8 protein-coding genes are annotated in these 12,748 nt (G+C 65.0%); 5 read left to right on the forward strand and 3 right to left on the reverse strand.

What is annotated here, in order from left to right:
• Positions 1 to 344 precede the first annotated feature (344 nt).
• Positions 345 to 2,954: a bifunctional aconitate hydratase 2/2-methylisocitrate dehydratase gene (gene acnB, locus CXQ80_RS15445; protein ID WP_101321000.1), complete on the forward strand. Its 2,610-nt coding sequence runs from the start codon at positions 345 to 347 to the stop codon at positions 2,952 to 2,954.
• A gap of 237 nt (positions 2,955 to 3,191) precedes the next feature.
• Here the strand turns inward: acnB and CXQ80_RS15450 are convergent, their stop codons facing one another.
• Positions 3,192 to 4,088 (reverse strand): LysR family transcriptional regulator, encoded by an 897-nt coding sequence (locus CXQ80_RS15450; protein ID WP_371918881.1) that lies wholly within the window; start codon positions 4,086 to 4,088, stop codon positions 3,192 to 3,194.
• A 131-nt stretch (positions 4,089 to 4,219) separates the two neighbouring features.
• On the opposite strand from CXQ80_RS15450, the gene araD1 reads away from it, so the two are divergent.
• The 4 genes from araD1 (at position 4,220) to CXQ80_RS15470 (ending at position 9,799) form a co-directional block, all read left to right on the forward strand.
• Positions 4,220 to 5,218, forward strand: coding sequence for an AraD1 family protein (gene araD1 / locus CXQ80_RS15455; protein ID WP_101321004.1), 999 nt, complete (start codon positions 4,220 to 4,222; stop codon positions 5,216 to 5,218).
• A gap of 64 nt (positions 5,219 to 5,282) precedes the next feature.
• Positions 5,283 to 6,602, forward strand: coding sequence for an MFS transporter (locus CXQ80_RS15460; protein WP_101323068.1), 1,320 nt, complete (start codon positions 5,283 to 5,285; stop codon positions 6,600 to 6,602).
• A gap of 27 nt (positions 6,603 to 6,629) precedes the next feature.
• Positions 6,630 to 8,183 carry a UxaA family hydrolase gene (locus tag CXQ80_RS15465; protein WP_101321006.1) on the forward strand — a complete coding sequence of 518 codons (1,554 nt, stop codon included), beginning with the start codon at positions 6,630 to 6,632 and terminating at the stop codon, positions 8,181 to 8,183.
• A gap of 29 nt (positions 8,184 to 8,212) precedes the next feature.
• A complete protein-coding gene (locus CXQ80_RS15470; RefSeq protein WP_101321008.1) occupies positions 8,213 to 9,799 on the forward strand; it encodes an aldehyde dehydrogenase (NADP(+)) in 1,587 nt (528 codons plus the stop codon).
• A 142-nt stretch (positions 9,800 to 9,941) separates the two neighbouring features.
• On the opposite strand, the gene prpD is transcribed toward CXQ80_RS15470, so the two are convergent.
• A complete protein-coding gene (prpD, locus tag CXQ80_RS15475) occupies positions 9,942 to 11,426 on the reverse strand; it encodes a 2-methylcitrate dehydratase (RefSeq protein WP_101321010.1) in 1,485 nt (494 codons plus the stop codon).
• Between the two features lie 56 nt (positions 11,427 to 11,482).
• Positions 11,483 to 12,670 (reverse strand): 2-methylaconitate cis-trans isomerase PrpF, encoded by a 1,188-nt coding sequence (gene prpF, locus CXQ80_RS15480; protein WP_101321012.1) that lies wholly within the window; start codon positions 12,668 to 12,670, stop codon positions 11,483 to 11,485.
• Positions 12,671 to 12,748: the final 78 nt, after the last annotated feature.

The raw sequence follows: 12,748 nt of genomic DNA on the forward strand, positions 1-12,748 counted from the left end.
CTTGTTAAAGTCGCATCCCGCGCCTTACTTTTGTTCAGTTTTTGCCGTAGAATCAATCCGCCTTTTCAAGGCAACAATGTCCGTTGGAAGCTGTTTTCAAAGCGTCACGAAGCACAGTTAATCCGGTAGAACGGTGTTGGCCGGCCCATGCAGCCCTCGCATGCTCCGCGCCAACCCCTCATCAGCGCTCCGTTCTACAGGCGTAAAACTTTGAAAACAGCTTCTGCAAGGATTTTCCGCACGCCTGGCTGGACGGCTCACGAAGCCGTATTGCGCATGGCCGCGTTGAATTCTGGATGAGCGTCCCGGACTCCCTTTAGGGACCACTGATGAGGGTAATAACTGTGCTTGAAGCCTACCGCAAACATATCGAAGAGCGTAAAGCCCTGGGCATCGTGCCCCAGCCGCTGAACGCCGAACAGACTGCAGGCCTGGTCGAACTGTTGAAAAACCCGCCAGCCGGCGAAGAAGCCTTCCTCGTTGACCTGATCACCAACCGCGTACCACCAGGCGTTGACGAAGCTGCCTACGTCAAGGCCGGTTTCCTCTCGGCAATCGCCAAGGGCGAAGCCACTTCGCCACTGCTCGATCGCAAGCATGCCACCGAGCTGCTCGGCACCATGCAGGGCGGCTACAACATCGAGACTCTGGTCGCGCTGCTGGACGACGCCGAACTGGCTGCCGTCGCGGCCGAACAGCTCAAGCACACCCTGCTGATGTTCGATGCTTTCCATGACGTCGCCGAAAAAGCCAAGGCGGGCAACGCCCACGCCAAGGCTGTGCTCGAGTCCTGGGCCAATGGCGAGTGGTTCACCAAGCGCCCTGAAATTGCCGAAAAGTACACCCTGACCGTGTTCAAGGTGCCTGGCGAAACCAACACCGACGACCTCTCCCCTGCCCCGGATGCCTGGTCGCGCCCTGATATCCCGCTGCACGCCCTGGCCATGCTGAAAATGGCCCGTGACGGCATCGAGCCTGAGCAACCAGGCTCGGTCGGTCCGCTCAAGCAGATCGAAGCCATGCGCGCCAAAGGCTTCCCGGTCGCCTACGTCGGTGACGTGGTCGGTACCGGTTCGTCGCGTAAATCGGCAACCAACTCGGTACTGTGGTTCTTCGGTGACGATATCCCCAACGTGCCGAACAAGCGCGCTGGCGGTTTCTGCTTCGGCACCAAGATCGCTCCGATCTTCTACAACACCATGGAAGACGCCGGCGCCCTGCCAATCGAATTCGACTGCAGCAACCTGGCCATGGGCGACGTCATCGACGTGTACCCGTTCAAAGGTGAAGTACGCCGTCACGAAAGCGACGAGCTGGTCACCACCTTCGAACTGAAGACGCCAGTCCTGCTCGACGAAGTCCGTGCTGGCGGCCGTATCCCGCTGATCGTTGGCCGTGGCTTGACCGACAAGGCGCGCACCGAGCTGGGCATGGGTCCAACCGACCTGTTCAAACTGCCGGACGCACCGGTCGATACTGGCAAGGGCTTCACCCTGGCGCAGAAAATGGTTGGCCGTGCCTGCGGCATGCCAGAAGGCCAGGGCGTACGTCCAGGCGCCTACTGCGAACCGAAGATGACCACCGTGGGTTCGCAAGACACCACCGGCCCGATGACCCGCGACGAGCTCAAAGACCTCGCCTGCCTGGGCTTCTCGGCTGACCTGGTCATGCAGTCGTTCTGCCACACCGCGGCTTACCCGAAGCCAATCGACGTCACCACCCACCACACCCTGCCGGATTTCATCCGCACCCGTGGCGGCGTGTCGCTGCGTCCTGGCGACGGCATCATCCACAGCTGGCTGAACCGCATGCTGCTGCCTGACACCGTCGGTACCGGCGGCGACTCGCACACCCGCTTCCCGATCGGCATCTCGTTCCCGGCCGGTTCCGGCCTGGTCGCCTTCGCCGCTGCCACCGGCGTGATGCCGCTGGACATGCCAGAGTCGATCCTGGTTCGCTTCAAGGGCAAGCTGCAGCCTGGCATCACCCTGCGTGACCTGGTCCATGCGATCCCGTACTACGCCATTCAGCAAGGCCTGCTGACCGTCGAGAAGAAAGGCAAGATCAACGCCTTCTCGGGTCGCATTCTGGAGATCGAAGGCCTCGACGAGCTGACTGTCGAGCAAGCGTTCGAGCTGTCCGACGCTTCCGCCGAGCGCTCTGCTGCTGGCTGCACCATCAAGCTGCCGGAAAAAGCGGTTGCCGAATACCTGCAGTCGAACATCACCCTACTGCGCTGGATGATCAGCGAAGGCTACGGCGATGCGCGGACCATGGAGCGCCGTGCGCAAGCCATGGAAGCCTGGCTGGCCAACCCGCAGCTGCTGTCTGCAGACGCCGATGCCGAATACGCCGAGATCATCGAAATCGACCTGGCCGACGTCAAAGAGCCTGTGCTCTGCGCGCCGAACGACCCGGACGACGCCCGCCTGCTGTCTTCGGTACAGGGCGAGAAGATCGACGAAGTGTTCATCGGCTCGTGCATGACCAACATTGGTCACTTCCGCGCTGCTGGCAAGCTGCTGGAGAAGGTCAAGGGCGGTATTCCGACCCGTCTGTGGCTGGCTCCGCCAACCAAGATGGACGCTCACCAGCTGACCGAAGAAGGCTACTACGGCATCTACGGCAAAGCTGGCGCGCGCATGGAAATGCCAGGTTGCTCGCTGTGCATGGGTAACCAGGCACGTGTGCAGACCGGTTCGACCGTGGTTTCCACGTCGACCCGTAACTTCCCTAACCGTCTGGGCGATGCCACCAACGTCTACCTGGCTTCGGCCGAGCTGGCAGCAGTGGCGTCGATCATCGGCAAGCTGCCGACCATCGAAGAGTACATGCAGTACGCCAAAGACATCGACAGCATGGCTGCCGACGTCTACCGCTACCTGAGCTTCGACCAGATCGCCGAGTTCCGTGACGCTGCGGAAAGCGCCAAGATCCCGGTTGTTCAGGCGTAACATCCGGCGGGAGCGTTGAGCTTCCAGCGGCATGAAAAAACCCGGCAGAAATGCCGGGTTTTTTTTGGGTTGTTGATGGAGGGATCATTCATTGCGTAACCGGCGGCGCCAGCAGAGCCAACAATTTTCAGCCTAACGGTCGATTCCGTCGACTCGGCCGGCCTCTTCGCGGGGCAAGCCCGCTCCCACAGGGTCGGGGAGTGTCTGGGTTGTATGATCGATGAGCGCGCCGACAAGCTACTCCATCAGGATTTCGACCAGCACCTGCGCTGGCGCACTCAACTCCACCCCCTGCCGCGTCACGACCTCGTACGGCTCACTGCGTGACTGCAATTGCAATGGCAGCCTCACCAGCATCCCGTGATCCAGCGCGACCTTGGCCACATCCCACGGCATCACCGCCAGCAAGCCCGGATCCTGCAACAGCATCGACAACGTGGTGAAGGTCGAAGACGTTTCGATCGGATACTGCGGAAAGCTCAACCCCGCCTCGCGAAACTCACGCTCCAGGGTCAGGCGCATCGGCATGTTCACCGGGAACACCACCCACCGCGAATCGGCCAGCTGTGCCAGGTTCAACGAAGCGCTGGCCGCCAGCGGATGCGCTGGGTTGGCCACCAGCACCAGCTGCTCCTGGTGCTTGACCCGGCTGTGGTACGCCGCCGGGCGCGGGCTGACACTGGTCCGGCAGATCACCACATCCAGTCGGCCCTGATCGAGCAGGGTCAACAAGCGATCACTGGTGTCCTCGACCACCGCCACCGACAGGTCCGGCTGGCTTTCGCGCAAACGCGCCAGGCCCTCCACCAGAATCGGCACCGCCCCCATGATCGTGCCCACCGACAACCGCCCGCCATGGCCCTGGAGAATTCCCAGCATCTCTTCACGCAGGTGCGCCAGGTCGTTGCCGATCAAGCGCGCATAACGCACCACGCAACGCCCCAGGTCATTCGCCTGCAGGCCCTTGCTGGTGCGCTCGAAGAGCACCGCGCCCAGGGTCGATTCGATCTCGTTGAGGGCCTTGGTCGCCCCCGGCTGGGTAATCGACATGGCCTCGGCCGCCTTGTGGATCGAGCCCAGCTCGTCAAGGCTGATCAGCAGGCGTAGCTGGCGCAAGCGCAGGCGCGACGCCATGGAACTCAAAGGTGGCAGCATAGGGGATCACTAAAAGTTATCACGGGGTCAACAGCTCTCATTAGGCAGCAACGCCGCGCAAATTTAAAGTGGCCGCACGTGCTTCCCCACAACAACAAACCGGAGCCAGCATGCGCCTGATCCAATTCGAAACCGCACCCGCCCAGCGCCACGTCGGCGTGGTCGAAGGCGACCTGATCCAGGTCGTGCGTGACACCACCCACCTGCGTGAACTGGCCTTGGCCGCCATCCGCAACCAGCGCAGCCTAACCGCCGAAGTGCTCGAGCGCGGCCTGGACAGCAGCGACCAGCGCTACAGCCAAGCCCTCGCCGAATGCCGGGTATTGCCACCGCTGGACCACGAAGATCCGGCCCACTGCCTGGTCAGCGGCACCGGCCTGACCCACCTGGGCAGCGCCTCGACCCGCGACAAGATGCACCAGCAGAAAGTCGACGACAGCGCCGCCCTCACCGACACCGCGCGGATGTTCCAATGGGGCATCGATGGCGGCCGTCCCGCCGCCGGCAGCGCAGGCGCGCAGCCGGAATGGTTCTACAAGGGCGACGGCTCGTGCGTAGTACGTCCGGGCCAGGCTTTGCAGACCCCGGCGTTCGCCGAGGACGCCGGTGAAGAGCCGGAGCTGGCCGGGCTCTATGTGATCGGCGATGATGGCCAGCCCTACCGGCTGGGCTTTGCCATCGGCAACGAGTTTTCCGACCATGTGATGGAGCGGCGCAATTACCTCTACCTGGCCCATTCCAAGCTGCGCAACTGCTCGTATGGGCCGGAACTGCGCGTGGGCGAGCTGCCGCGCCACCTGCAGGGCACCAGCCGGATCCGCCGGGGCGACCAGGTGATCTGGGAAAAGGACTTTCTCAGTGGCGAGGACAACATGTGCCACTCGCTGGAGAACCTCGAGTACCACCATTTCAAATACGTCCAGTTCCTCCGTCCGGGCGATGTCCACATCCACTTCTTCGGCACCGCGACCCTGTCGTTCGCCGATCAGATCAAGGCCGGCGACGGCGATGTGTTCGAGATCAGCCTGGCCGAGTTCGGCGCGCCGCTGCGCAATGGCATTGCCCTGGCGCCGGCGGCCATCTCACCCGGAGCGGTGACCACGCTCTGACCCGACGGCGGCGCAGGGCCGCGCCGCCGCGGCATTTCATAACAATCACAAGAGTGAGATGAGCATGAACAACAGCCCTTACCCGGCGGCCCCCGCGCCCGCCCTGGCTACCGCCGACAGCGCCAAGCCGACCACCGTGCGCTGGCGGATCTTCCTGATCCTGCTGTTGCTGGCCGCGATCAACTACATCGACCGCGCCTCGCTGTCGGTGGCGCTGCCGTTGATTTCCGCAGAGTTCGAACTGACTCCGGCGCTCGAAGGCCTGATCCTCAGCGCGTTCTTCTGGTCGTACGCCTTGATGCAGATCCCTGCCGGGGTGCTGCTCGACCGCTTCCAGGTGCGCAACATCATTGGCGTCGCGACCATCAGCTGGGGCGCCTTCCAGGCCCTTGGCGGCTTCGCCCACAACTGGATCACCCTGCTGGTCACCCGCATCGGCCTGGGCGTCGCCGAGTCGCCGATCATGCCCGCCGGCGCCAAGCTCAACGGCGCCTGGCTGACCCCCAACGAGCGCGGCCGCGGCGCCACCCTGGTGGACGGCGGCGCGCCGCTGGGCACCGCCCTTGGCGCGATCATCATCGCCGGGCTGATCACCTGGTTCGACTCCTGGCGCATCGCCTTCATCATCGCCGGCGTCGGCACCGTGGCCGCAGGCCTCTGGGCCTGGTGGTACATCCGCAACCACCCCAGCGAACACCCGCAGGTGAACGCCGCCGAGCTGGCCTACATCACCCAGGCCAACGATGCCGCGAGCAAGGCCAACGGCAACCGCAAGGCGGTGCTCAAGGAGCTGCTCAAAAGCCGTTCGGTGCTGTGCATGTTCGCCGGCTACGCCTGCTACAACAGCGTGTTCTATGGCCTGCTGACCTGGATGCCGAGCTACCTGCACCAGGCCCACAACCTCGACATTAAGGCCATGGGCGGGGCGACCTTCCTGATCTTCATGTGCGGTTTCGTCGGCGAGCTGATCGGCGGCTGGATTTCCGACAAATGGAAGGCCAAGGGCGGCCAGCCCAACACCGTCATGCGCAGCATGTTCGCCGGCTCCGCTGCGGTCGCCGCGCTGTGCATCCTGCTGGTGGCCTACACCCCGGACGCCGGCCTGGTCATCGCACTGCTCTGCGTGGCGCTGTTCTTCATCCGCTGGTGCGGCATGTACTGGTGCCTGCCGGCGATTCTCGGCGGCAAGTCCAAGGCCGGCGTGCTCGGCGGCAGCATGAACTTCTGCGGCAACATGGTCGGCGTGCTGGTGCCGATCCTGATCGGCCTGATCGTGCAGTTCACCGGTTCCTACTTCCTGGCCCTGATCTTCTTCGTGGTCATGGCCTTCGGCCTGATGCTGTTCTCCGGCCTGATCGACTATCGCGAGCGCGGGCTGGCCTGAGCCACGCGCCCCATTGAGGTGATTGTCATGCAACTCATTACAACAACAGGCAGTGCAAGCGCTGCCAACGCCGTGATCCGACTCAACCCCTTGGACGATGTGCTGGTCGCCCGCCAGCCGCTGCCCGAAGGCCTTTTGCTGGATGAAGGGATCACCGTGCGCGAGCCGATCCCGGCGGGCCACAAGCTGGCCGCGCGCGCCCTGGTCACCGGCCAGCCGCTGCGACGCTATGGACAGATCATCGGCTTCGCCAGCCAGGCGATCGCCGCTGGCGAGCATGTTCACGTGCACAACCTGGCGATGGGCGACTTTGCCCGCGACTATGCCTTCGGTGTCGACGCCAAAGGTCGGCAGGCGCCGACCGACGACACCTTCATGGGCATCGTGCGCAGCGATGGCCGGGTTGCCACACGCAACTACATCGGCATCCTGACTTCGGTGAACTGTTCGGCCACGGTGGCGCGGGCGATCGCCGACCACTTCCGCCGCGACATCCACCCCGACGCCCTGGCGCCCTACCCCAATGTCGACGGCGTGGTCGCCCTGACCCATGGGGTCGGCTGCGCGGTCGATCCCGGTGGCGAAGCGCTGGCGATGTTGCGCCGCACCCTCGGCGGCTACGCCGTGCACGCCAACTTCGCCTCGGTGCTGCTGATCGGCCTGGGCTGCGAAACCAACCAGATTCCCGACCTGCTCGCCGCCCAGGGCCTGGAGAGCAGCCATGCGCTGCGCACCTTTACCATCCAGGGCACCGGCGGCACCTCGAAGACCATTGCCAGCGGCATTGCCCAGGTCAAGTCGTTGCTGGCCGAAGCCAACCAGGTCGAGCGCCAGCCGGTCAGCGTTCGTCACCTCACCGTGGGCCTGCAGTGCGGTGGCTCGGACGGTTACTCGGGGATCACCGCCAACCCGGCGCTGGGCAATGCGGTAGACCGCCTGGTCGCCGCCGGCGGCACTGCGATCCTGTCGGAAACCCCGGAGATCTACGGTGCCGAACACCTGCTGACCCGCCGTGCGGTGAGCCAGCAGGTCGGCGAAAAGCTGATTACCCGGATCCAGTGGTGGGAGGCCTATTGCCAGCGGATGGGCGCCGAACTGAACAACAACCCGTCGGCGGGCAACAAGGCCGGTGGCCTGACCACCATCCTCGAGAAGTCCCTCGGCGCCGTGGCCAAGGCCGGTTCCAGCGACCTGGTGGATGTCTACGAGTATGCCGAGCCGGTACGCGCCCACGGCCTGGTGTTCATGGACACGCCCGGCTATGACCCGATCTCCGCCACCGGCCAGGTCGCCGGCGGCGCCAACCTGATCGCCTTCACCACCGGCCGCGGCTCGGCCTACGGCTGCGCGCCCTCCCCGTCGATCAAGCTGGCGACCAACACCCGCCTGTGGCAAACCCAGGAAGAGGACATGGACGTCAACTGCGGCGGCATCGCCGACGGCAGCATGACCATCGAAGAACGTGGCGAATACATCTACCGCATGATGCTGAGCATCGCCTCGGGCGAGCGCAGCAAGAGCGAACAGCATGGCTACGGCCAGAACGAGTTCGTGCCGTGGCAGATCGGCGCCATTACCTGATTCCCAGTCTTGTCATTACAGGAGCCCGCATGACCCGCATCCTCGGTCACAACTACATCGCCGGCCTGCGCTCGGCGCAAGGCGACACGCTGCTCGAGAGCCTCGACGCCAGCACCGGCGAACCCTTACCGGGCGTCTTCAGCCAGGCCACGCAGGCCGAAGTCGACGCCGCCGGCAACGCCGCAGCGGCCGCCTTCCCGGCGTACCGAAACCTGCCCGCCGAGCGACGCGCGGCGTTTCTCGAGGCGATTGCCGACGAGCTCGACGCGCTGGGCGATGACTTCATCGCCACCGTGTGCCGCGAGACCGCCCTGCCCAGCGGCCGTATCCAGGGCGAGCGCGCCCGCACCAGCGGCCAGCTACGCCTGTTCGCCCAGGTGCTGCGCCGGGGTGATTTCTATGCCGCACGCATCGACCCCGCGCTGCCCGAGCGCCATCCGCTGCCGCGGCCCGACCTGCGCCAGTACCGGATCGGCGTGGGTCCGGTGGCGGTGTTCGGCGCCAGCAACTTCCCCCTCGCCTTCTCCACCGCCGGCGGCGACACCGCCTCGGCCCTGGCCGCCGGCTGCCCGGTGGTGTTCAAGGCGCACAGTGGCCACATGGCCACCGCGGAAGCGGTCGCCGACGCCATCCTGCGCGCCGCCGAGCGCAGCGGCATGCCGGCCGGGGTGTTCAACATGGTCTACGGCGGCGGGGTCGGTGAGTGGCTGGTCAAGCACCCGGCGATTCAGGCGGTCGGCTTCACCGGTTCGCTCAAGGGCGGCGAGGCCCTGAGCCGGATGGCCGCCGAGCGCGCGCAGCCGATCCCGGTGTTTGCCGAGATGTCCAGCATCAACCCGGTGATCCTGCTGCCCGCGGCGCTGCAGGCGCGTGGCGAAAGCCTGGCGCGCGAGCTGGCGGCGTCGGTGACGCTGGGCTGCGGGCAGTTCTGTACCAATCCTGGCTTGATCATCGGCATACGCTCGGCGGCGTTCGCCGACTTCATCGCGCTGTTCAAGGCGCAGATGGCCGAGCAGCCGGCGCAGACCATGCTCAACCTGGGCACGCTGGCCAGTTATCGCCAGGGGCTCGAGCAGTTGCACAAGCACCCGGGCATCCGTCACCTGGCGGGCGCGGCGCAAGGCCCACGGCAGGCGCAGCCGCAGCTGTTCCAGGCGGACGTCGGCCTGCTGCTGGGGGGCGACAGGCTGTTGCAGGAAGAGGTGTTCGGCCCGGCCACGCTGGTCATCGAAGTCGCCGACCAGGCGCAGCTGGCCGCTGCCGTGCAGGCGTTGCGCGGGCAACTGACGGCCACCTTGATCGGCGAAGCTGTGGAGCTGCCGGACTACGCCTGGCTGAGTCAGTTGCTGCAGGACAAGGTTGGACGGGTGTTGCTCAATGGCTACCCGACCGGGGTCGAGGTGTGTGACGCGATGGTGCATGGCGGGCCTTACCCGGCGACCTCGGATGCGCGAGGGACCTCGGTCGGCAGCCTGGCGATCGACCGCTTCCTGCGGCCGGTGTGTTTCCAGAACTACCCGGATGCGCTGTTGCCGCCGGCGCTGCAGGATGGCAATCCGCTGGGGATTTCACGGTTGATCGAGGGTCGACAGAGTCGGGCGGTGATTGTTCGCTGAGGTCAGGCAGGTCGGGCCTCTTCGCGGGACAAGCCCGCTCCCACAGGTACCGCGCTGATCTTGCGAACGGCGCAATACCTGTGGGAGCGGGCTTGTCCCGCGAAGAGGCCGACACTGGCGCCACACCTGTGCGACGCTCCCCTCAGATCACCAACAGCTCAACGAACGTGTGCACCGGCGTCGCCTCCAGGCGCGCCTGGGCCTTGCACAGCTCGAAGATCTCGGCACAGCGCTGCCCGGCAAAGCGCGTGGCGAGGTTGGCCTTGAACTTCTCTTCCAGCAACGGAATCCCCTCGGCACGCCGGCGCCGATGACCAATCGGATATTCCACGGTCACCTGCTCGGTGCTGCTGCCATCGTTGAAGAACACCTGCAGCGCATTGGCAATCGAGCGCTTGTCGGCCTCGAGGTACTCGCGGCTGAACCGCAGCTCTTCGACGATTTCCATCTTCTCGCGCAGACGGTCGATGGTCGGGTGGGCGGCGTGGAAGCTGTCTTCATAGTGCTCGGCCACCAGGTTGCCGAAGATCAACGGCACCGCCGTCATGTACTGCAGGCAGTGATCGCGGTCGGCGGCGTTGGCCAGTGGGCCGACCTTGGAGATGATGCGGATCGCCGACTCGTGCGTGGTGATGACGATGCGCTCGATTTCGTGCAAGCGGTTACGCACCTTCGGGTGCAGCGTCACCGCCGCCTCGCAGGCGGTCTGTGCGTGAAACTCGGCAGGGAAGCTGATCTTGAACAGGACGTTTTCCATCACATAGCTGCCCAACGCCTGTGGCAGGCTGAAGCTGCGCTGGGCAGGCGGCTTGAGCGCGAGGTCCTTGTTGGTGTGGCTGAACAGCACATCATAGAAGCCCCACTGCGGCTCCGTGAGCACACCGGGAATGCCCATCTCGCCGCGCAGGGCGATATCGGCCAGGCGCACGCCGCGACTCGACGCGTCGCCCGCGGCCCACGACTTGCGCGAGCCGGCGTTGGGCGCGTGGCGATAGGTGCGCAACGCCTGGCCGTCGACGAAGGCGTGGGACAGCGCCGAGAGCATCTGCTCGCGGTTGGCCCCCATCAGCTTGGCGCACACGGCAGTCGAAGCGACCTTGACCAGCAGGACATGGTCAAGGCCGACCCGGTTGAACGAGTTTTCCAGGGCCAGTACGCCCTGGATCTCATGGGCCATGACCATCGCTTCGAGCACGTCGCGCATGCTCAACGGCGGCTCACCGCTGGCTACCCGGCGCTGCGAGAGATGGTCGGCCACCGCCAGGATGCCGCCGAGGTTGTCCGACGGATGGCCCCACTCGGCGGCCAGCCAGGTGTCGTTGTAGTCCAGCCAGCGCACGATGCAGCCGATGTCCCAGGCCGCCTTGACCGGGTCCAGCCGGTACGAGGTCCCGGGCACCCGCGCGCCATGCGGCACCACGGTCCCCTCGACCAGCGGCCCGAGGTGCTTGCAGCACTCGGGAAAACGCAGCGCCAGCAAGCCGCAGCCCAAGGTGTCGATCAGGCAGTTGCGCGCAGTGTCGAGGGCCTCCGCCGAGCCGACTTGGTAGTCGAGCACATAGTCGGCGATGGTCTGCAACACCCGGTCATAGTCCGGGCGGTCGTTCAGGTCAACGTTGGCACTCATCTCTCATGACTTCCTGTGGCAGAGGGTCGAACGAAAAGTCGAGCACCACACGCGTGCTAGAAGGCGTCGCCTGGCACTCGCACCCAACCTTCCATCAGCACCCGCGCACTGCGGCTCATGATGGCCTTGGTCACGGTCCACTGGCCGTCTACCTGGCGCGCCTCGGCACCGACGCGCAATGTCCCGGACGGGTGCCCAAAGCACACCGCAGTGCGTTCACCACCGCCTGCAGCCAGGTTGACCAGCGTACCGGGGATAGCGGCTGCGGTGCCGATGGCGACTGCTGCAGTACCCATCATGGCGTGGTGCAGTTTGCCCATCGACAACGCGCGCACCAGCAGGTCGATATCTGCCGCCGCGACCGCTTTGCCACTGGACGCAGCATAAGCAGCCGGTGCCGCGACGAAGGCCACCTTGGGCGTGTGCTGGCGTTCGCGGGCCTGCTCGAGGTTGCTGATCAAGCCCATGCGCAGTGCGCCATAGGCGCGAATGGTCTCGAAGCGCGCCAGCGCTTGCGGGTCAGCATTGATCGCTTCCTGCAATTCGGTGCCGCTGTAACCGAGGTCTTGCGCATTGAGGAAAATGGTCGGGATGCCGGCGTTGATCAGAGTCGCCTTGAACGTGCCAACCCCTGGCACTTCCAGGTCATCAACCAGGTTACCGGTGGGGAACATCGCACCACCGCCTTCATCATCGGCGGCCGGCTCGACGAACTCCAGTTGCACTTCGGCAGCAGGGAACGTCACCCCGTCCAGCTCGAAGTCACCGGTCTCCTGCACTTCGCCGTTGCTGATCGGCACGTGGGCAATGATGGTCTTGCTGATGTTGGCCTGCCAGATACGCACCGTGGCAGTGCCGTTGTGCGGGATGCGCGCTGGGTCGACCAAGCCGCTGCTGATAGCGAACGAGCCGACCGCTGCCGAGAGGTTTCCGCAGTTGCCGCTCCAGTCGACAAACGCCTTGTCGATGGCGACTTGGCCGAACAGGTAATCAACGTCGTGCTCAGGCTTGGTAGTGGTCGAGACGATCACCGCCTTGCTGGTACTCGAAGTGCCGCCGCCCATGCCGTCGGTCTGCTTGCCGTATGGGTCAGGGCTGCCAATCACGCGCAGGATCAGCGCGTCCCGGGCAGGCCCGGGCTGGCGAGCGCGCTCTGGCAAATCTTGCAGGGAGAAAAACACGCCTTTGCTGGTACCACCACGCAAGTAGGTGGCGGGGATTTTGATCTGCGGTGCGTAGGTCATGATTGAGTCCTATGAATTCTGCGGTCTAGCCGGGGCCGCTGCGCGCCCCTTCGCGGGTGAACCCGCTCCCACAGGCAC

Origin of the sequence: Pseudomonas sp. 02C 26 (assembly GCF_002843585.1) — a bacterium.
Lineage (GTDB): Bacteria > Pseudomonadota > Gammaproteobacteria > Pseudomonadales > Pseudomonadaceae > Aquipseudomonas > Aquipseudomonas shirazensis.